This is a genomic window from Glycomyces albidus, assembly GCF_009451885.1.
Classification (GTDB): Bacteria; Actinomycetota; Actinomycetes; order Mycobacteriales; family Micromonosporaceae; genus Glycomyces; species Glycomyces albidus.
This window is the reverse complement of record NZ_WIAO01000017.1, coordinates 99,691-118,516: the sequence shown is the minus strand read 5'-3', so window position 1 is coordinate 118,516 and position 18,826 is coordinate 99,691. Positions and strand designations below refer to the sequence as shown.

19 protein-coding genes are annotated in these 18,826 nt (G+C 69.7%); 8 read left to right on the top strand and 11 right to left on the bottom strand.

Annotated elements, in window-relative coordinates; all coding sequences use genetic code 11:
* Positions 1 to 123 precede the first annotated feature (123 nt).
* A complete protein-coding gene (locus GFD30_RS15030; protein WP_153026010.1) occupies positions 124 to 513 on the top strand; it encodes a hypothetical protein in 390 nt (129 codons plus the stop codon).
* A gap of 72 nt (positions 514 to 585) precedes the next feature.
* Here GFD30_RS15030 and GFD30_RS15025 read toward each other — a convergent pair whose 3' ends face one another.
* Entirely contained in the window at positions 586 to 1,569 is a 984-nt protein-coding gene (locus GFD30_RS15025; RefSeq protein WP_153026009.1) for a heme o synthase, read from the bottom strand.
* 213 nt (positions 1,570 to 1,782) lie between these two features.
* Between GFD30_RS15025 and tkt the strand changes: the two genes are divergently transcribed.
* The 6 genes from tkt to pgl are packed head-to-tail and all read left to right on the top strand — an operon-like array spanning position 1,783 to position 9,879.
* Positions 1,783 to 3,861, top strand: a complete 2,079-nt coding sequence (gene tkt, locus GFD30_RS15020; RefSeq protein ID WP_322633265.1) for a transketolase — start codon at positions 1,783 to 1,785, stop codon at positions 3,859 to 3,861.
* Between the two features lie 56 nt (positions 3,862 to 3,917).
* Positions 3,918 to 5,039 carry a transaldolase gene (tal, locus tag GFD30_RS15015; protein ID WP_153026008.1) on the top strand — a complete coding sequence of 374 codons (1,122 nt, stop codon included), beginning with the start codon at positions 3,918 to 3,920 and terminating at the stop codon, positions 5,037 to 5,039.
* The gene (locus GFD30_RS15010; protein WP_322633264.1) at positions 5,036 to 6,652 is read left to right on the top strand and encodes a glucose-6-phosphate isomerase; all 1,617 of its coding nucleotides are present in this window, start codon (positions 5,036 to 5,038) and stop codon (positions 6,650 to 6,652) included. Before tal ends, GFD30_RS15010 begins: the two co-directional genes overlap by 4 nt.
* Entirely contained in the window at positions 6,653 to 8,182 is a 1,530-nt protein-coding gene (zwf, locus tag GFD30_RS15005) for a glucose-6-phosphate dehydrogenase (protein ID WP_153026007.1), read from the top strand. It begins immediately after the preceding gene.
* Positions 8,183 to 8,197: 15 nt separating this feature from the next.
* Positions 8,198 to 9,139 (top strand): glucose-6-phosphate dehydrogenase assembly protein OpcA, encoded by a 942-nt coding sequence (locus tag GFD30_RS15000; protein ID WP_153026006.1) that lies wholly within the window; start codon positions 8,198 to 8,200, stop codon positions 9,137 to 9,139.
* A complete protein-coding gene (gene pgl, locus GFD30_RS14995; protein WP_153026005.1) occupies positions 9,136 to 9,879 on the top strand; it encodes a 6-phosphogluconolactonase in 744 nt (247 codons plus the stop codon). Before GFD30_RS15000 ends, pgl begins: the two co-directional genes overlap by 4 nt.
* A gap of 170 nt (positions 9,880 to 10,049) precedes the next feature.
* On the opposite strand, the gene GFD30_RS14990 is transcribed toward pgl, so the two are convergent.
* The 3 genes from GFD30_RS14990 to GFD30_RS14980 all read right to left on the bottom strand — a co-directional run bounded on the left by GFD30_RS14990 (position 10,050) and on the right by GFD30_RS14980 (position 11,507).
* Entirely contained in the window at positions 10,050 to 10,403 is a 354-nt protein-coding gene (locus tag GFD30_RS14990) for an RNA polymerase-binding protein RbpA (RefSeq protein ID WP_153026004.1), read from the bottom strand.
* Between the two features lie 335 nt (positions 10,404 to 10,738).
* Positions 10,739 to 10,978 (bottom strand): hypothetical protein, encoded by a 240-nt coding sequence (locus GFD30_RS14985; RefSeq protein ID WP_153026003.1) that lies wholly within the window; start codon positions 10,976 to 10,978, stop codon positions 10,739 to 10,741.
* 112 nt (positions 10,979 to 11,090) lie between these two features.
* Positions 11,091 to 11,507 (bottom strand): Hsp20/alpha crystallin family protein, encoded by a 417-nt coding sequence (locus GFD30_RS14980; RefSeq protein WP_153026002.1) that lies wholly within the window; start codon positions 11,505 to 11,507, stop codon positions 11,091 to 11,093.
* A 209-nt stretch (positions 11,508 to 11,716) separates the two neighbouring features.
* Here GFD30_RS14980 and GFD30_RS14975 point away from each other — a divergent pair, with 209 nt between their 5' ends.
* Positions 11,717 to 11,968 (top strand): MerR family transcriptional regulator, encoded by a 252-nt coding sequence (locus GFD30_RS14975; RefSeq protein WP_153026022.1) that lies wholly within the window; start codon positions 11,717 to 11,719, stop codon positions 11,966 to 11,968.
* Positions 11,969 to 12,034: 66 nt separating this feature from the next.
* Here the strand turns inward: GFD30_RS14975 and secG are convergent, their stop codons facing one another.
* From secG to rapZ, 7 genes are all read right to left on the bottom strand, one after another.
* Positions 12,035 to 12,280: a preprotein translocase subunit SecG gene (gene secG / locus GFD30_RS14970; RefSeq protein WP_227996341.1), complete on the bottom strand. Its 246-nt coding sequence runs from the start codon at positions 12,278 to 12,280 to the stop codon at positions 12,035 to 12,037.
* A 377-nt stretch (positions 12,281 to 12,657) separates the two neighbouring features.
* A complete protein-coding gene (tpiA, locus tag GFD30_RS14965) occupies positions 12,658 to 13,443 on the bottom strand; it encodes a triose-phosphate isomerase (RefSeq protein WP_153026000.1) in 786 nt (261 codons plus the stop codon).
* A gap of 2 nt (positions 13,444 to 13,445) precedes the next feature.
* On the bottom strand, positions 13,446 to 14,642 hold the full coding sequence (locus GFD30_RS14960; protein ID WP_153025999.1) for a phosphoglycerate kinase: 1,197 nt from the start codon (positions 14,640 to 14,642) through the stop codon (positions 13,446 to 13,448).
* A 7-nt stretch (positions 14,643 to 14,649) separates the two neighbouring features.
* Positions 14,650 to 15,645 carry a type I glyceraldehyde-3-phosphate dehydrogenase gene (gene gap, locus GFD30_RS14955; protein ID WP_322633262.1) on the bottom strand — a complete coding sequence of 332 codons (996 nt, stop codon included), beginning with the start codon at positions 15,643 to 15,645 and terminating at the stop codon, positions 14,650 to 14,652.
* A 281-nt stretch (positions 15,646 to 15,926) separates the two neighbouring features.
* Positions 15,927 to 16,913 (bottom strand): DNA-binding protein WhiA, encoded by a 987-nt coding sequence (gene whiA / locus GFD30_RS14950; protein WP_153025998.1) that lies wholly within the window; start codon positions 16,911 to 16,913, stop codon positions 15,927 to 15,929.
* Between the two features lie 3 nt (positions 16,914 to 16,916).
* Positions 16,917 to 17,834 carry a gluconeogenesis factor YvcK family protein gene (locus GFD30_RS14945; RefSeq protein ID WP_153025997.1) on the bottom strand — a complete coding sequence of 306 codons (918 nt, stop codon included), beginning with the start codon at positions 17,832 to 17,834 and terminating at the stop codon, positions 16,917 to 16,919.
* A 42-nt stretch (positions 17,835 to 17,876) separates the two neighbouring features.
* A complete protein-coding gene (gene rapZ, locus GFD30_RS14940) occupies positions 17,877 to 18,776 on the bottom strand; it encodes an RNase adapter RapZ (protein ID WP_153025996.1) in 900 nt (299 codons plus the stop codon).
* Positions 18,777 to 18,826: the final 50 nt, after the last annotated feature.

Here is an 18,826-nt window from a genome sequence, read left to right as displayed (position 1 = left end):
ATGGACGGGCAGGACCGACAGGTCAGAACGAAGGCACTCGACCGAGGCCAGCAATGGCTCAGGTCAGGTCCTGCCCGGTGTACCGCCTGTGGCTTCAAACGGTACGACCCCAGACTGACAGCGATGGGTGAACCCGCCACCACCGGACCTGAGCGCCGCCCCGGACCCGATCGCGAGCCGGATGGGAGGCCGGATCAGGACCCGGATCGAGAACCGGAGCCGGAACCGCGGCCCGACGCCGAACCGGACCCGAACAGCGACGGCTGGCTCGGCGACTTCCGGCGCGGACCGGCCGTCTTCTCCGTCTATCGCGAAACGGCCGGAGCGCACCCGCTCAGCCCGCCCGACTACCGCATCGAGTGCAACGACGGCGCCGGGCCGCGGGTGATCTGCCGGTTCGTCGACGAACCCGAAGCCGTCCCCGAATGGTCGGGCCCCTGGCGGCGCGACGAATGGTGCCCTTGGATCCTCGCCCAAGCGCACCGGCTCATCGACAGCCCGGAGAACACCTGAACGGCGAAAGCGAGAGGGCCGGCCGATCCTGGCGGATCGGCCGGCCCTCCGACGCATCGAGGCTGATTGCGGCTACATCAGGAACGAATCGACCGCCAGCGCCAGGAACAGCAGCGTCAGGTAGCTGACCGACCAGTGGAACAGGCGCATCGGCTTGGGGTCCTCGCCGCGGTTGACCCGGCCGAGGAGCTTGTGGCATTCGAGGACGAACATGCCGCCCGTGACCAGCGCGACGACACCGTAGACCCAGGTGGAGCCGAGCGGGACCGCGACCAGGGAGACCAGGAGCATCGCCCAGCCGTAGACGACCGACTCGATCGCGACGCGCCTGGCCGGGGCGACCGCCGGGAGCATCGGGATGCCCGCGGCGATGTAGTCGTCTTTGAACTTCATCGCCAGCGCGTAGAAGTGCGGGGGCTGCCACAGGAAGACCACGGCGAACAGGACCCAGGCCATCCACGACATGTGCCCGGTGACGGCCGCCCAGCCGATGAGGACCGGGGCCGCGCCGCACGCGCCGCCCCACACCGTGTTGTACGGGGTGGTCCGCTTGAGCCAGATCGTGTAGACGACGTCGTAGTAGACGATGGCGCCGAAGGTGAGGGCCGCGGCGAGCCAGTTGACGAGCAGGCCCATGCCGAGGACCGCGATCACGCCGATGATGAGCCCGAAGACGAGGGCGTTGCGCGGCGGGATCTGGTGCTTCGCGAGCGGGCGGCGGGAGGTGCGGCCCATGAGCTGGTCGATGTCGCGGTCGATGTAGCAGTTGATCGCGTTCGCCGAGCCGGCCGCGAGCGCGCCGCCGAAGACGGTGGCGAGGACGGCCGTCAGGGACGGGAGCGCGTCGTGCTCCATCCGCGCCGCGACGAGCATCGCGGGGATGGTGGTGATGAGCAGCAGCTCCACGATGCGCGGCTTCGTCAGGGAGACGTAAGCGGCGACGCGGGCGCGCCAGTCCGGTCCGGGCGCTTGCGCGGCACCGGGCTCGGGCAGTTCGATTCGCTTGCGGGCGGGCCGGGGGGCGACGGCTGCGGCCGGGGTCGGGTCCTGGTTCATCACTGCCCACAGTACGGGCGGTGAGGTTGTGACTGAGCCGCGGGTCAGGGGCCCCTAGCAGGCGCTTTCCGATGCGAGACTGACTCGTGGGCGGGTTCACAACGTGCGGAATTCCGCTGCCCGAGAGAGTGCGCATAAAGTTCACCGCGTGTAGGTAGGGTCAGAAGACACACGTCACAGGCCCAAATACGACGAGTACCAAGGAGTATCGCAGTGGCACAGTTCGAGTGGACCGAACTCGATCAGAAGGCGGTTGACACGGCGCGTCTGCTCGCCGCCGACGCGGTCCAGAAGGCCGGCAACGGCCACCCCGGCACCGCGATGAGCCTCGCCCCGGTCGCGCACACCCTGTTCCAGAAGGTCATGCGCCACGACCCGAGCGACCCGCAGTGGGAAGGCCGCGACCGGTTCGTGCTCTCGTGCGGCCACTCCAGCCTGACGCTCTACGTACAGCTCTACCTGGCCGGGTACGGCCTGGAACTTGAGGACCTGAAGAGCCTGCGCCAGTGGGGTTCGCTGACGCCGGGCCACCCCGAGGTGGGGCACACCGCGGGCGTTGAGACCACCACCGGTCCGCTCGGTCAGGGCCTGGCCACCGCGGTCGGCATGGCGATGGCGGCCCGCCGCGAGCGCGGCCTGTTCGACCCCGAGCCCGCGCTCGGCGAGAGCCTGTTCGACCACTTCGTGTACGTCCTGGCCTCCGACGGCGACATCGAGGAGGGCGTGACGCACGAGGCGTCCGCGCTCGCCGGCGTCCAGGAGCTGGGCAACCTGGTCCTGATCTACGACGACAACGAGATCTCGATCGAGGACGACACGCGCATCGCGCTCGGCGAGGACGTCGCGAAGCGCTACGAGGCGTACGGCTGGCACGTGCAGGACGTGAACTGGCGCGACGGCGACGAGTACAAGGAAGACCCGAAGGCCCTCTTCGAGGCCATCGAGGCGGCCAAGGCCGTCACCGACAAGCCCTCGCTGATCCGCCTGAAGACCATCATCGGCTGGCCCGCGCCGAAGAAGCAGAACTCCTACGCCGCGCACGGCTCCGCGCTGGGCGCCGAAGAGGTCGCCGCGACCAAGGAGATCCTGGGCTTCCCCGCCGACGAGTCGTTCTACGTCGCCGACGAGGTCCTGGCGCACACCCGCGGCGCCGTGACCCGCGGCCAGGAGGAGCACTCCGCGTGGCGCACCGACTTCAACAACTGGGCCGCGGCGAACCCGGAGAAGAAGGCCCTGCACGACCGCCTGTGGGCGGGCGAGTTCCCTGAGGGCTTCGAGGCCGCGTTCCCCGAGTTCGAGCCGTCCGAGAAGGGCGTCGCGACCCGCTCGGCATCGGGCAAGGTCCTGTCGGCGCTCGCGCCGGTCCTCCCCGAGCTGTGGGGCGGCTCGGCCGACCTCGCCGGCTCGAACAACACCACGATGGACGGCGAGCCGTCGTTCCTGCCGCTGTCGCGCCAGACCAAGGCGTACCCGGGCAACCCGTACGGCCGGACCCTCCACTTCGGTATCCGCGAGTTCGCGATGGGCGCGATCCTCAACGGCATCAAGCTGCACGGCCCGACCCGCCCGTACGGCGGCACGTTCCTCGTGTTCTCCGACTACATGCGCGGCGCGGTGCGCCTGGCAGCCCTCATGAAGACCCCCGTGGTCTACGTGTGGACGCACGACTCGATCGGCCTCGGCGAGGACGGCCCGACCCACCAGCCGGTCGAGCACCTCGCGGCGCTGCGCGCGATCCCGGGCCTGGACGTCATCCGCCCCGGCGACGCCAACGAGACCGCCGTGGTCTGGAAGACCCTGCTGCAGAAGCAGGACCGGCCGGCCGCGCTCGCGCTGACCCGCCAGAACATCCCGGTGTGGGACCGCGCGAAGTTCGCGTCCGCCGAAGGCGCCGCGAAGGGCGCGTACACGCTGCTCGACACCGACGGCACCCCGGACGTGATCCTGCTCGGCTCCGGCTCCGAGGTCCAGCTCGCCGTCCAGGCCGCCGAGACCCTCGCGGGCGAGGGCGTCAAGGCCCGCGTCGTGTCGGTCCCGTCCCTGGAGTGGTTCGAGGAGCAGGACGAGGACTACAAGGAGTCCGTGCTGCCGAAGGCCGTCAAGGCCCGCGTGTCGGTCGAGGCCGGCGTCGCCCTGCCGTGGCGGGGCCTCGTGGGTGACGCGGGAGTCAGTGTCTCCCTGGAACACTTCGGTGCCTCCGCGCCGTTCGAGAAGTTGTACGAGGAATTCGGGATCACCGCCGCCGCCGTCGCGGACGCGGCCCGCGCCTCCATCAAGAAGGCACAGCAGTAATACAACTGAACTGAACTGAAGCGGATCAAGAACTAGCTGGAAAGCTGGAGGAACCGATGAGCGCGAACGAGAACCTCGCGGGACTGTCGGCAGCGGGCGTGTCCGTCTGGATCGACGACATCTCGCGGCACCGACTGGAGTCGGGCAACCTGAAGGAACTCATCGCCGGGTCGTCGGTCACGGGAGTGACCTCGAACCCGACCATCTTCGCCACCGCCATCTCCAAGGGAGAGGGCTACGACGGCCAGATCGCGGACCTGGCGGTCCGCAAAGTGAGCGTCGAGGAAGCCGCTCGCGCCATCACGACCTATGACATCCGCTGGGCCGCGGACGTCCTGGCCCCGGTCTTCGAGACCACCGGGGGCCAGGACGGCCGCGTCTCGATCGAGGTCGACCCGCGGCTCGCGGGCGACACCAAGGCGACCATCGCCGAGGCCAAGTACCTCTGGTGGGCCGTCGACCGCCCCAACACCCTGATCAAGATCCCGGCCACCGAGGCCGGCCTCCCCGCCATCACGGCCGCGATCGCCGCCGGCATCAGCGTGAACGTGACGCTCATCTTCTCCCTCGAGCGGTACCGCGGCGTCATGGACGCCTACATGGCGGGCCTGGAGGGCGCCAAGGCCGCCGGGCTCGACCTGTCGCAGATCCACTCGGTCGCCTCGTTCTTCGTGTCCCGTGTGGACTCCGAGATCGATAAGCGGCTCGACGCGGTCGGCACCGACGAGGCCAAGGCCCTCAAGGGCAAGGCCGCCGTCGCGAACGCGCGCCTGGCCTACCAGGAGTACGAGAACGCCTTCGCGTCCGCGCGCTGGGAGGCGCTCGCGCAGGCCGGGGCCAACCCGCAGCGTCCGCTGTGGGCCTCGACCTCGGTCAAGAACCCCGAGTACCGCGACGTGCTCTACGTCGAGGAGCTCATCGCCCCCGGCACGGTCAACACGATGCCCGAGGGCACGATCCACGACTTCGCCGACCACGGCGAGGTCGAAGCGGACACGATCCGCCCGAACTACGCCGACGCCGCCACCGTGATGCTCCAGCTCGAGCGCGTCGGGATCGACTACGCCGACGTCGTCAGGGTCCTGGAGGACGAGGGCGTCGAGAAGTTCATCGTCAGCTGGAACCAGCTGCTGGAGCAGATCGAGTCCAAGCTCGAGACGAGCGGAGCACAGAAGTGAGCGAGCCGATGGGCAAGATGGAAGCCGCCGGTGGCCTCGCGGTCACGACCGGCGTCGACGTGAACGCCGGTGTCGACCGGCTCAAGGCCGAGGGCATCCCCGCCAAGGTCGCCGCCAAGGACGCGACCCTGTGGGGTCCCGAGGCGGAGGAAGAGGCGTCGATCCGCCTCGGCTGGGTCGACACGTTCGTGAAGTCCAGGGAGCTCGTCGCGCCGCTCGCGAAGCTCCGCGCCGACCTCGCCGAGCAGGGCATCGACCACGTCGCCCTGTGCGGCATGGGCGGCTCCTCGCTCGCCCCCGAGGTCATCTCCCGCACCCTCGACCTGGGCATCTCGGTGCTCGACTCGACCGACCCCGGCCAGATCCTGGCCGAGCTCGGCGAGGCGTCCCTGCGCCGCACCGTGGTCGTCGTCTCCTCCAAGTCCGGTTCCACTGTGGAGACCGACTCGCAGCGGCGCGGCTTCGAGGCCGCGTTCAAGGGCGTCGGCATCGACGACTTCGCGAAGCGCTTCGTGTTCGTCACCGACCCCGGCTCCGAACTGGAGAAGCTCGCGAACGCGCAGGGCTCGCACCTGTTCCTCGCCGACGCCACCGTGGGCGGCCGCTACTCGGCCCTGACCGCGTTCGGGCTCGTCCCGTCCGCGCTCGCCGGCGCCGACATCACCGAACTGCTCGACCAGGCCGAGGAGTTCGCCACCTCGATCACCAGCGAAGACGACAACCCCGCGGTGGTCCTCGGCGCGGTCATCGCGGCCAAGCCGACCATCACCATCGCCGACGACGGCACCGGCATCGTGGGCCTGGGCGACTGGGCCGAGCAGCTCATCGCCGAGTCCCTCGGCAAGGACGGCAAGGGCACGCTCCCGGTCGTCCTCGAAGGACCCGCCGCGCCCGGCGCCCGCGGCGCCGACCGCGTGTACGCCACCGTCGGCGGCTCCTCCACCGGCCTGCCGGCCTCCGGCTCGGCGCTCGCGATGCCCGACGTCGTGGTCAACGGCCCGCTCGGCGCGCAGTTCCTCGCGTGGGAGCTCGCGACCGCCTACGCCGGCTACCTGATCGGCATCGACCCGTTCAACCAGCCGAACGTGACCGAGTCCAAGGAGAACACCAAGCGCATCCTCGCCGACGGCCTCCCGGACGAGCGTCCGCACGCCGTCGACGGCGCCGTGGAGATCTACGGCTCGCACGCCGACACCGTCGCGGGCGCGCTCGGCGAGGTGCTCCTCAACGCCGACAGCGACGGCGCGTACATCGCCGTCATGGCCTACCTGGACCGGATCGGCGACGCCGACGTGGCGGCGCTCCGGGCCGGCCTGGCCGAACGCACCGGCGCACCCGTCACCTGGGGCTGGGGACCGCGGTTCCTGCACTCGACCGGCCAGTTCCACAAGGGCGGCCGCCAGACCGGCGTGTTCCTCCAGATCACCGGCGAGGTCGGCGAAGACCTGCTCATCCCCGACCGCGAGTTCACATTCGCGGGACTCCAGGCCGCGCAGGCCGCCGGCGACCGCCAGGCCCTCCAATCGCGCGAGCGCCCGCTCGTGCGCCTCCACCTGACCGACCGCAAGCGCGGGATCAACCAGCTCGTGCACGCCTTGAGGGAGCTGAGCTAGATGGCGCTGCCCTCCAACCCGCTCCGCGACCCGGCCGACCGGCGGCTGCCGCGCATCCCCGAGCCCTGCGCTCTGGTGATCTTCGGCGTCACCGGCGACCTCTCGAAGAAGAAGCTCATCCCGGCGATCTACGACCTCGCCAACCGGGGCCTGCTCCCGGCGTCGTTCGTGATCGTCGGCTTCGCCCGCCGCGACTGGGGCGACGAGACGTTCGAGGAGATGGCCCGCGAGGCCGCCAAGTCCCACGCGCGCACCCCGTGGCGCGAAGAGGTCTGGGCGCGCCTGGCCGGCAACTTCAAGTTCGTGCCGGGCACGTTCGACGACGACGAGGCGTTCGACCGCCTCGACGCCACCGTCGACGAACTGCGCGAGACGCACGGCATCGTCGGCAACGCGGCGTTCTACTTCTCGATCCCGCCGCTCGCGTTCCCGACCGTGCTCAAGCAGCTCCAGCGGACCGGCATGTCCGACAACCGCCAGGACGGCGGCGGCTGGCGCCGCGTCGTGGTCGAGAAGCCCTTCGGCGAGGACCGCGCGTCCGCGCACGAGCTCAACGGCCTCGTCGACCGCGTGTTCACCGCGCCCGACGTGTTCCGCATCGACCACTACCTCGGCAAGGAGACGGTGCAGAACATCTTCGCGCTGCGCTTCGCGAACGCCATGTTCGAGCCGATCTGGAACTCCAACTACGTCGACCACGTGCAGATCACGATGGCCGAGGACGTCGGCATCGGCTCCCGCGCCGGGTTCTACGACGACAACGGCGCCGCCCGCGACGTCCTCCAGAACCACGTGCTCCAGCTCCTCGCGATCGCCGCGATGGAGCAGCCCAACGGGTTCGAGGCCGAGGAGATCCGCACCGAGAAGCTGAAGGTCCTGCGGGCCATCAAGCTCCACGACGACCTCGAGTCGACCGCGATCCGCGGCCAGTACACCGACGGCTGGGTGCAGGGCCGCCCCGTCAAGGGGTACCTGTCCGAGGAGAACATCCCGGCGACCTCCACCACCGAGACGTACGCGGCGGTGCAGCTCGGGATCCAGAACCGGCGCTGGAACGGCGTCCCGTTCTACCTGCGCACCGGCAAGCGGCTCCCCAAGCGGGTCACCGAGATCGCGGTGGTCTTCAAGGAGGCCCCGCACATGCCGTTCGCCGACTACGACACCAAGACGCTCGGCAACAACCAGCTCGTGATCCGCGTGCAGCCCGACGAGGGCATCACCGTCAAGTTCGGCTCCAAGGTGCCGGGCACGGGCATGGAGCTGCGGGACATCTCGATGGGCTTCGGCTACGGCGAGACGTTCACCGAGTCGAGCCCCGAGGCGTACGAGCGGCTCATCCTCGACGTGCTCCTGGGCGACAAGACGCTGTTCCCGGACGCGCAGGAAGTCGACGCGTCCTGGGCGGTCATCGACCCGCTCGAGGAGTTCTGGCAGGGCACCAAGCCCGAGCCGTACGAGTCCGGGACCTGGGGTCCCGCGGGGGCCGATCTGATGCTGCAAGCGTCCGGCCGCCGCTGGCGCCGGGCATAGAAGGGGAGTCCGGACATGCATCTGAAGGACACCACCACCGGCGACATCATGAAGGCGCTGTCGGCGATCCTCCACGAAGTCGGCGGCACCTCGGGCCTCGCCCTCAACCTGGTCGCGCTGACCACCGAGGACGAGCGCGAAGAGGTCGAGCGGGCCGCCTCGGTCGCCGCCCAGGAGCACCCGTACCGCCTCATCATGGCGATCCCGCGCGACCTGGACGCCACCGAGCCGCGCATCGACGCCGAAGTGACCGTGGGCGAGCGGCTCGGCTCCGCCGAGGCGATCATCCTGCGGCTCGACGGCCCGGCCGCCGCGCACCTGACCTCGATCGTGCTCCCGATGCTCGCATCGGACGTGCCCGTGGTCACCTGGTGGCTGCTCGACCCCGTCCGCTACGGGCTCGAGCACGAGCTGCGCTCGTTCGCCGACCGGCGCATCACCTACTCGGCCCGCGCGGCCGACCCGGTGCAGTCGCTCTACCGGCGCGCCGAGACGTACGCCGCCGGCGACACCGACATCTGCTGGACCCGCATCAGCCTGTGGCGCTCGCTCATCGCCAGCGCCTTCGACGGGGTCACGCAGGCGGTCGAGACGATCACCATCAAGGCCGACGACGACGACCCGTCGGCGCAGCTCATGGCCGCGTGGCTCCAGACACGGCTCGGCGTGGCGCCGTCCATCGTCGACACCGAGGTCGAGCGCAACTCCGAGCACCTGCCCGCGATCGCCTCCGTGGCGTTCACGATGGCCGGCGGCGAGACGATGGAGGTCGAGCGGACCGCCGACGGGACCACGATCCTGCGCCAGGCGGGGATGCCGAAGCGCCGCCAGACGCTCCAGGGCCGGACCCTCGGCCAGCTCCTCGCCGAGGAGCTGCGGCACATCGACCCCGACACCGCGTACCGGCGGGTCCTGGACACCTTCCAGGAGCGCTACGCGCTGGAGAGCGCCGCATGAGCCGTTCGGGAGCCGTCATCGTCCACGAGGGCGCCGAGGTCCTGGCCGAGGCGGTCGCGTCCCGGCTGATCAACCGGCTCGCGGACGCCCAGGCGCAGCGCGGTGAGGCGTCGATCGTGCTCACCGGCGGCCGCATCGCGGCGAAGGTCTACGGGTACGTGCTGGAGTCGCCGATCCGCAGCGTCGTCGACTGGTCGAAGGTCGACTTCTGGTGGGGCGACGAGCGGTTCCTGCCGTCCGGCGACCCCGAGCGGAACGAGACCCAGGCGCGCACGGCGTTCCTCGACCGGATCCTGATCGACCCGGCCCGGGTGCACCCGATGGCGGCCTCGGACGTGGTCGACACGCCCGAGGAGGCGGCCGAGCGGTACGCGGCCGAACTCGCGGCGGCGGCAGGAGGCTCCGGAGTCCCGGCGTTCGACCTGCTGCTCCTGGGGATCGGCGAGGACGGCCACGTCGCCTCGCTCTTCCCGGGGAACCCGGCCCTCGAGGCCGCGGGCGCGGCGGTGGGGGTGCGCAACTCCCCCAAGCCGCCGCCGGAGCGGGTCTCGCTGACGATGGAGGCGATCAACTCCGCTACGGCGGCATGGATCATCGCGTCCGGAGCCGGCAAGGCCGAGGCGGTCGACGAGGCCCTGTCGAAGGGCGAGCTCCCGGCCGGGCGCGTCGAGGCGGTGGGCCACACGCGCTGGCTCGTCGACAAGGACGCGGCGGCGAACCTGAAGCACCTGGAGTTCTAGAGGCGTTCCCGAGACGACGCGTGAGGGCCCGGATCGTTCGATCCGGGCCCTCGATGTGTATTCGGTGTGCCGCCCGGGCGGGCGCTTCCCGCTCGGGTGGTGGGACCCGTGTCAGCGTGCGGGACGGCGCTCCGTTCACCCAACCTTGTGAAGGGCGGCTTCGTGGTCGACTAGAAGAGGGATCGTTCGCCGCGGGCGGCGGCCCTGGCGGCGAGCGCTTCGGCGAGGAGGTCTTCGGCCTCTTCCTCGCTGCGGCGTTCGCGGACGTAGTTCAGATGGGTCTTGTACGGTTTGACGGTTCGGCGTTGCGGGGGATTGTCCTGATCGGGGCCGGCGGGCCAGCCGCAGCAGGTGCAGTCCCATTCTTGCGGCACTTCCACATACAGTGCGAATGGCAGTACTGTCTCGTGTCCGTTGGCGCACCAGTACTTGACGTTCTGCCGGGCCACCGGCTCGCCGCGTTCCGAGTGGAGGCCCGGAATGGCGCCGATGCGGGTACCGCGGATGGCGTGTCCGTTGGACATATGTGTGATCGCTCCTCACAGACGGGGGATCTTCTGTGGATGTCGGCCGGGGCGCGACCACGGTTCCGGAGCGTCAGCGGGAGGATTGCCGAGACTCCCCGAGGGCGTGGCCGGGAGTCACCGACCGGAGCGGCTGGGGCACCGCACTGAGCAATTCTATGACGTAACGCACACCCTGGCAAGATGTCACGAATGGGGGTTGCGCAATCGCGGAGAGCCGGACGCCCGAACGTCCGGCTCTTGGCAACCCTTGCATCCCAAGGCGTTCGCGGGAAAAGCGCCGGCCTCCGCCCGGGAAGACCCCGGATACCGGGCGGGGGCCGGCTGCGGCCGGGTCAGGCTGGGACGAGTCGGCGCAGACCGCGCCGGCTCCGTCCGGTCGCGGCACACTCGCCGCATTCGTGCTCGCCGTCGAGGTCGGGGGCGACACCCCAGCCCTCCGCCTCGGCGGCCGCGCACAGCACCGGCCAGCTGAAATACGAGTCGTCGCCGCACTGGAATAGCACTCCGCATCCGTCGCAGCGCAGTTCGTACTCGATGCCGCCGTCAGGGCGGCTGAAACATGCTCCGCTCATATGGCTCCAATAGGGTCCGAGATCGGGTGCCCGGTACCGAGGAGTGCCGGGCACCGCCGATCTCCGAGTGCCGCGGTGGGGCGGCTACTGCTCGATCTCCGAGTCGGTGCGGCTACTGCTCGATCTCCGGCTTGCCCGCACCGATGAGCACCTTGCGCGGCTTGGCCTGCTCCGCCATCGGGATCCGAAGCGTGAGCACGCCGTCCCGGAAGGTCGCCCCGACGTTCTCGGTGTCGAGGGCGTCGCTGAGGAAGATCTGCCGCATGAACTCGCCGGTGGGCCGCTCGGAGTGGATCACCTCGCGGTCGCTGTCCTCGGTGGCGCGGCGAGCGGCGCGGACGGTGAGGACGTTCCGTTCGACCTCGAGGTCGATGTCGCTCTCCCGGACGCCGGGCAGATCCAGCTCGACGATGAAGGCGTGGCCCTCTTTCCACGCGTCCATCGGCATGGTGAGCTGCGAATCGGTACGGGACAAGAACTGCTGAGCGATACGGTCGAGCTCTCGGAACGGGTCCGTGCGCATCAGCATCGAAGGTCACCTCCTGTGCGAGACCTAAGAACTTATCGACATAAAATTTATAGCGCGCGATGCAGATTTCGTCAAGCCGACGGGGAGAGATAAACTGGTTCCGTCAGTAGTCTTCGTTGCTGGAGGGAACCGTGGAGCCGGAGTTGCAGCACCTCAACCGGCATGCGTCCGATCAGGCCGTATACGGCATCTCGGTGGCCGCCGAGCTGATGAATCTCGCGCCCCAGACACTGCGCGTCTACGAGGCCAGGGGCCTCATCGAGCCCAGCCGGACCTCGGGCGGCACCCGGCGGTACAGCGACGACGACCTCGGCCGCATCCAGCGGATCGGCGAACTGCTCGCGGCGGGGCTCAACCTGGCCGGAATCAAGCTCGTTCTGGAGATGGAGGTCGAGAACCAGCGCCTGCGCTCCGAACTCGGCGAGGCTCGCACGCGCCTGGAGCGCTACGAGGACTCCTGAGGGCGTCGGACGACGGAGGCCCCGGCCGCTCGCGCGGCCGGGGCCTCCGGTGAAGTCTCTGGGCGGCTAGACCATGGCTCGCATGATCAGGCCGAAGGCGATGATGCAGGCGAACCAGATGATGCCCACCGCGATCGTGATCCTGGTGAGGTTCTTCTCCGCGACCGTCGAACCCGACGCAACCGAGGACATGCCGCCGCCGAACATGCTCGACAGACCGCCGCCCTTACCTTTGTGCAGCAGCACCATGAGGATCAGGATCGCGCTGGAGAGCAGCAGGATGACCAGCAGGGCCCAACTCAGAACCGTCATCATCAGTGATCAGGTGTCCTCTCAGCAATCTGGCCCATATGGGGCGTGGGCCACGAACGAGTCTAGCGGTTTGTCATGTGTAGATGACACTCGCCTCTGGGTTTGTCATGTGTAGATGACACCCGACGCTGGCAGCTTGTCGTGTGCAAATGACACTCGGACCAATATGCCTGTCAGGACAGGTGTCATGGCGGGTCGGCAGAGATGCAGCTCCGGACACGCAAGGAGCCGCCGTACGTCGTTGTACGGCGGCCCTGTCTGCGGCCCGCAGCGCTCAGCTCGTGCGCTGCGGGCGGATACTCGCTACGCTCCCGCGTGCTCGGGACCGAGCACACGTTCCCTACGCACTCGCGTGCTCCGGGCTGAGCCCATGTTCCCTACGCACTGGCGTGCTCCGGGAAGCGCACGATCTTGGCGAACTCCTCGGCGTCCAGCGAAGCACCGCCGACGAGCGCGCCGTCGATGTCGGGCTTGCCCATGATCTGGGCGACGTTGGAGGACTTCACGGAGCCGCCGTAGAGGATGCGGACCCGCTCGGACACGGCGCCGAACTTCTCGGCCAGGGCCGAGCGGAGCGCGCCGATGACCTCCTGGGCGTCCTCGGGGGTGGCCGTGCGGCCCGTCCCGATGGCCCAGACCGGCTCGTAGGCGACGACGACCTTGGCGAGCTCTTCCTCGGTGAGCCCGTCGACGGCGGCGATGAGCTGGCTGACCGAGTGCGGGATGTGGTTCCCCGCCTCGCGGACGTCCAGGGCCTCGCCGACGCAGAGGATCGGGCTGATGCCGTTGTTGAGCGCCTGGCGGACCTTGGCGGCCACCAGCTCGTCGGACTCCTCGTGGTACTGGCGGCGCTCGGAGTGGCCCACGGCCACGTACGAGCAGCCCAGCTTCGCGAGCATCGAGCCGGCGATCTCGCCGGTGTACGCGCCCGACGGGTGCGCCGACAGGTCCTGGGCGCCGAAGCCGATGGTCAGCTTGTCGCCGTCGACCAGCGTCTGCACGCTGCGGATGTCGACGAACGGCGGGAGGACGACGGTCTCGACCGCTTCGAGCTGCTCGCGGGTGAGGCTGAAGGCCAGCTTCTGCACCAGCGCGATCGCTTCGAGGTGGTTGAGGTTCATCTTCCAGTTGCCGGCGATGAGCGGCTTGCGGGTCTCAGTCATGTTCACTTCTCCAGTGCGTCCAGGCCGGGGAGCGTCTTGCCCTCGAGGTATTCGAGGCTCGCGCCGCCGCCGGTCGAGATGTGGCCGAAGCCGTCCTCGGGCAGGCCGAGGGTGCGGACCGCCGCGGCGGAGTCGCCGCCGCCGACCACGCTGAACGCCTCGGAGTCCACGAGCGCCTGGGCCACCGTCCTGGTGCCCGCGGCGTAGTCGGGGAACTCGAAGACGCCCATCGGGCCGTTCCAGAACACGGTCTTGGCACCGGCGATCCGGTCGGCGAAGAGCTTCGCGGACTCGGGGCCGATGTCCAGGCCCATGCGCTCGGCCGGGATCGCGTCGACGGCCACCGTGAGCGGCTCGGCGTCGGCGGCGAACTCGGCGGCCGTGGTCGTGTCCACCGGCAGCAGCAGTTCGACGCCGAGTTCGGCGGCACGCTCGAGGTAGGTCTTGCAGGTCTCGATCTGGTCCTTCTCGAGCAGCGACGAACCGACCTCGAAGCCCTGGGCCGCGAGGAACGTGAACATCATGCCGCCGCCGACGATGAGCGTGTCGACCTTGTCGAGCAGGTTGTCGATGACCGCGAGCTTGTCGGAGACCTTCGCGCCGCCCAGGATGACGACGTACGGCTGCTCCGGCTTGCCGGTGAGCTTCGAGAGGACCTCGACCTCTTTGGCGATGAGCCAGCCGGCGTAGTGCGGCAGCAGCTTCGCGACGTCGTACACGGAGGCGTGCTTGCGGTGGACCGCGCCGAAGGCGTCGTCCACGTACAGGTCGCCGAACGCGGAGAGCTGGCCGGCGAACTCGGCCCGCTCGGTGTCGTCCTTGCTGGTCTCGCCCTTGTTGAAGCGCAGGTTCTCCAGCAGGAGGACGTCGCCGTCGCCCTGGGCGACGGCCTTGGCCTCGGCGTCGGAGCCGACGGTGTCGGTCGCGAAGGCGACCTCGCGCCCCAGGACCTCGCCGAGGCGCTTGGCCACCGGGGCCAGCGAGAAGGCGGGGTCGGGCGCGCCCTTCGGGCGGCCCAGGTGCGAGCAGACCACGACGCGGGCGCCGGCCTCGGCGAGCGCCTTGATCGTGGGGGCGACGGCGCGGATGCGGCCGTCGTCGGTGATGGTCTTCCCGTCCAGAGGCACGTTGAGGTCGGCGCGTACGAGTACGCGCCGACCGTTGACGCCCTCCTGCAGGAGTTCGTCGAGCGTCTTCATCGCTGCGTTAGCCGACGAGTTCGACGAGGCTGACGAGGCGGTTCGAGAAGCCCCACTCGTTGTCGTACCAGCCGAAGACCTTGACCTGGTTGCCGATGACCTTGGTGAGCAGGCCGTCGATGATGCACGAGTGCGGGTCGGTCTCGATGTCCTTGGAGACGATCGGGTCCTCGGTGTAGGCCAGGATGCCCTTGAGCGGGCCCTCGGCGGCGGCCTTGAGCGCGGCGTTGACCTCTTCGGCGGTGACCTCGCGGGACGCCTCGAAGGTCAGGTCGGTGATCGAGCCGGTTGCGATCGGGACGCGCAGCGAGTAGCCGTCGAGCTTGCCGTTCAGCTCGGGCAGGACCACGCCGACGGCCTTGGCGGCGCCGGTCGTGGTGGGCACCACGTTCAGGGCCGCGGCGCGGGCGCGACGCGGGTCCTTGTGCGGGCCGTCCTGCAGGTTCTGGTCCTGCGTGTAGGCGTGGATGGTGGTCATGAGGCCCTTTTCGATGCCGACGGCCTCGTGCAGGACCTTGGCCATCGGGGCCAGGCAGTTGGTGGTGCAGGACGCGTTCGAGATGATGTGGTGGTTCTCGGCGTCGTACTTGTCGTGGTTGACACCCATGACGACCGTGAGGTCCTCGTTCTTCGCCGGAGCGGAGATGATGACCTTCTTGACGGTCTCGCCCAGGTGCGCGGCGGCCTTGGTGCCGTCGGTGAAGAAGCCGGTCGACTCGATGACGACCTCGGCCCCGACCTCGGCCCACGGGATGTTCGCGGGGTCGCGCTCGGCGAACGCCTTGATGGTCTTGCCGTTGACGGTGATCTCACCGGCGCCGACCTTGACCTCGTAGGGGAGGCGACCCAGGATGGAGTCGTACTTCAGCAGGTTCGCGATGGTCTCGGCGTCGCCAAGGTCGTTGAAGGCGACGATTTCGACATCGGCACCGGAGGCGAGAACCGCCCGGAAGAAGTTGCGCCCAATGCGGCCGAAGCCGTTGACGCCAACGCGGATGGTCACTTGGCCATCTCCTCGCTAGAACAGGATCGGATATCTGAATGAGACCGGAGGCGGTCTCGCACGCGATCCGTTCAGCCGAAGAGCGACGGTGGAACAGATCGCTGTTCGGCCTCGTCGCCGAGCACTCCATGACCCTAACCGCTCCGGTTCTCGGACCTTCCGCGGCGGGTTCCCCCGATCATGTCACACCCGGGACGCGGGTGTGACATCGCGGTTAAGCCTAACCCTTGGTGCGCGGGCCGGCGAGGAAGGGCGGCGTGGCGAATCGGGGCGAAGACGCCCTATGCGACCAGCGCATCTTCTTCGGCGACCACATCGTCGGGCCCGGGGACACCGGTCTCCTGGGCGCGTTTCGTCGCCATGTTGATGAGGCGCCGGATGCGACCCGCGATCGCGTCCTTGGTAAGCGGCGGATCGGCGAGCGCGCCGAGTTCCTCGAGCGACGCCTGGCGGTGCTCCAGGCGCAGGCGCCCGGCGGAGGCGAGGTGCTCGGGGACGTCGTCGGCGAGGACTTCGAGGGCGCGGGTGACCTTCGCGGCCGCGGCGACGGCGGCGCGCGCCGAGCGGCGCAGGTTCGCGTCGTCGAAGTTCGCGAGGCGGTTCGCGGTGGCGCGCACCTCGCGGCGGACGCGGCGCTCCTCCCAGGTGAGCACGGAGGAGTGGGCGCCGAGGCGGGTGAGCAGCTCGCCGATGGCGTCGCCGTCGCGGATGACGACGCGGTCGACGCCGCGGACGTCGCGGGACTTCGCGGCGATGCCGAGGCGGCGGGCGGCGCCGACGAGGGCGAGCGCGGACTCGGGGCCCGGGCAGGTGACCTCGAGGGCGGACGAGCGGCCGGGCTCGGTGAGCGAGCCGCGGGCGAGGAACGCCCCGCGCCAGGCGGCCTCGGCGCAGCACGGGTAGGCGCCGACGACGTGGTTCGGCAGGCCCCGGACGGGGTAGCCGCGCTGGTCGGTGAGGCCGATCTGCTTCGAGAACGCCTGGCCGTCGGCCATGACGCGCAGCAGGTAGTGGTTGTTGCGGCGCAGCCCGGCGGCCACGAGGACGTGGATCTCGGACTCGTAGTGGTAGAGGTCGTTGATCATGCGCTTGGCGCGGCGGGCGACGTTCCCGGCGTCGACCTCGGCTTCGACGACCACGTTGCCCTGGCCGACCAGGTGGAGGCCGCCGGCGAACCGGAAGAGCGCGCCGAGCTCGGCGCGCTGGCAGCAGGACTTCGTGACCTCGATCCGGCTGAGCTCGTCCTTGACCTCAGAGGTCATCGCCATTCGTTAACCACCATCTTCGACCAGCAGCTTTCCCAATACGGCGGCCAGGGACGCGACGTCGTGCGTGACGCCGTCGGCGGCGAGGTCCGCCGCGACCAACCGGGCCTCCAACGATTGTGCCGCACTGTTCAACGAGTGGGGATCTGCAAGGGTTCGGGCATCGCCTGAAACGACGTAGTGAAACCGAACACCTTCGGCGTATCGGCGCAGCGTGTCGAGGTGACCGGCGAGGGTCAGACCGTCGGTCTCCTTCTCTTCGGAGAGGTTGAGCACCACGATCCGGCGGGCCTTGGACGCGCCGATGGCCTCGCGGAGCGAGGGCAGCAGCAGGTGCGGGATGACCGAGGTGTACCAGGAGCCGGGACCGAAGACGTGCCAGTCGGCCTCGGCGACCGCTTCGAGGGTCTCGGGGCAGGCCGGGGCGTCGGCCGGCAGCAGCCGCACATCCCTGACCTGGCCGTCGGCCACGGCGACGTCGTGCTGGCCGGTGATCGTGCGGGTCCCCGAGCCTTCGGCGAGGTCCGCTTCGATGACGAGCGGCGTGCACGACATGGGCAGGACGCGGGCGCGGGAGCCGACGATGCGGCCGGCCGCGGCGACGGCCTCGACCGGGTTCTCGTGGCGCTCCAGCAGCGAGAGCAGGACGATGTTGCCGACCGGGTGGCCGGCGAGGAAGTCGTCCCCGCCGAAGCGGTGCGAGAACAGCTCGGCGGCCTCGGAGCGGGACGGGTCGGCCGTCGCGACGAGGGCCTTGCGCAGGTCGCCCGGCGGCAGGACCGGGCGCGTGGCGCGGATGTCCCCGGACGAGCCGCCGTCGTCGGCGACGGTGACGACGGCCGTCAGGTCGACCTCGAGCGTCGAGAGCGCGCGCAGCGAGGCCGACAGGCCCCGCCCGCCGCCGAACGCGACCACTTTCTGCATCAGCGGTTACCTCGGATCGGGGGTGTCGGTGGAGGGAGCGAGCTACTCGTTGCCGCGGTCCCGGTGGTGGGTGTTCGCGGGGAACCCGGCCGCGTTCAGGCGCTTCGCGAGCTCCTCGGAGATGGCGACGCTGCGGTGCTTGCCGCCGGTGCAGCCGATGGCGATCGTCATGTAGCGCTTGCCTTCCCGCTCGAAGCCCTGGGTCGTGCCCAGCAGCAGCGCCACGTAGCTCTCGACGAACTCCTCGGCGCCGTCCTGCCCGAGGACGTAGTCCGAGACGTCCCGGTCGGTGCCGGTGTACTCGCGCAGGGCCGGAACCCAGTACGGGTTGGGAAGGAATCGTACGTCAGCGACGAAGTCGGCATCGCGCGGGATGCCGTACTTGAACCCGAACGACATGCAGGTGAACTGGAGCCGCGGCGAGGACGGCGCCAGGAACGCCTCCTCGACCCGGGCGCGGAGCTGGTTCTCGTTCAGGTGCGTCGTGTCGAACAGCGTGTCGGCCGAACCGCGCGCCGGCTCGAGCAGGATGCGCTCGGCGGCGATCCCGTCCGCGAGCGTGCCGTCCCCCTGGAGCGGGTGGGCGCGGCGGACCTTCTCGAAGCGGCGGATGATCACGTCGTCGTCGGCGTCGACGAACACCAGGTGCGGCTTGAAGCCGCCCTTGCGGAGGTCCTCGATGACGCCCACGAGGTCGGTCATGAACGCGCGCGAGCGCACGTCGAGAACCATCGCGGTCCGGCGGACCTCCTCGCCGCCGGCGGCGGCCAGCTCCGCGGCCTGGCCGACGAGCGACTCGGGCAGGTTGTCGATGACGTAGTAGCCGACGTTCTCCAGAGCGCGCGCCACCGTCGACCGCCCGCCGCCCGAGATGCCGGTGACGATGACGAGGTCCAATTCACTGCGGTCGCTCGAACCCGCACCCACTGCTGCCACACCCATAAGTCCAGTATCCCCGAATTCGTTCCTGCCGCCGTGGTGACACGGCCCGT

Coding starts and splice junctions, on each gene's coding strand:
- GFD30_RS15025 (WP_153026009.1), bottom strand. CDS start 1,569: ATGAACCAGGACCCGACCCCGGCCGCAGCCGTCGCCCCCCGGCCCGCC.
- GFD30_RS14945 (WP_153025997.1), bottom strand. CDS start 17,834: ATGCAGAAAGTGGTCGCGTTCGGCGGCGGGCGGGGCCTGTCGGCCTCG.
- GFD30_RS14985 (WP_153026003.1), bottom strand. CDS start 10,978: ATGAGCGGAGCATGTTTCAGCCGCCCTGACGGCGGCATCGAGTACGAA.
- zwf (WP_153026007.1), top strand. CDS start 6,653: ATGGCGCTGCCCTCCAACCCGCTCCGCGACCCGGCCGACCGGCGGCTG.
- GFD30_RS14980 (WP_153026002.1), bottom strand. CDS start 11,507: ATGCTGATGCGCACGGACCCGTTCCGAGAGCTCGACCGTATCGCTCAG.
- GFD30_RS14975 (WP_153026022.1), top strand. CDS start 11,717: ATGAATCTCGCGCCCCAGACACTGCGCGTCTACGAGGCCAGGGGCCTC.
- GFD30_RS14990 (WP_153026004.1), bottom strand. CDS start 10,403: ATGTCCAACGGACACGCCATCCGCGGTACCCGCATCGGCGCCATTCCG.
- tal (WP_153026008.1), top strand. CDS start 3,918: ATGAGCGCGAACGAGAACCTCGCGGGACTGTCGGCAGCGGGCGTGTCC.
- tpiA (WP_153026000.1), bottom strand. CDS start 13,443: ATGACTGAGACCCGCAAGCCGCTCATCGCCGGCAACTGGAAGATGAAC.
- whiA (WP_153025998.1), bottom strand. CDS start 16,913: ATGGCGATGACCTCTGAGGTCAAGGACGAGCTCAGCCGGATCGAGGTC.
- pgl (WP_153026005.1), top strand. CDS start 9,136: ATGAGCCGTTCGGGAGCCGTCATCGTCCACGAGGGCGCCGAGGTCCTG.
- rapZ (WP_153025996.1), bottom strand. CDS start 18,776: ATGGGTGTGGCAGCAGTGGGTGCGGGTTCGAGCGACCGCAGTGAATTG.
- GFD30_RS15030 (WP_153026010.1), top strand. CDS start 124: ATGGGTGAACCCGCCACCACCGGACCTGAGCGCCGCCCCGGACCCGAT.
- GFD30_RS14960 (WP_153025999.1), bottom strand. CDS start 14,642: ATGAAGACGCTCGACGAACTCCTGCAGGAGGGCGTCAACGGTCGGCGC.
- GFD30_RS15000 (WP_153026006.1), top strand. CDS start 8,198: ATGCATCTGAAGGACACCACCACCGGCGACATCATGAAGGCGCTGTCG.
- secG (WP_227996341.1), bottom strand. CDS start 12,280: ATGACGGTTCTGAGTTGGGCCCTGCTGGTCATCCTGCTGCTCTCCAGC.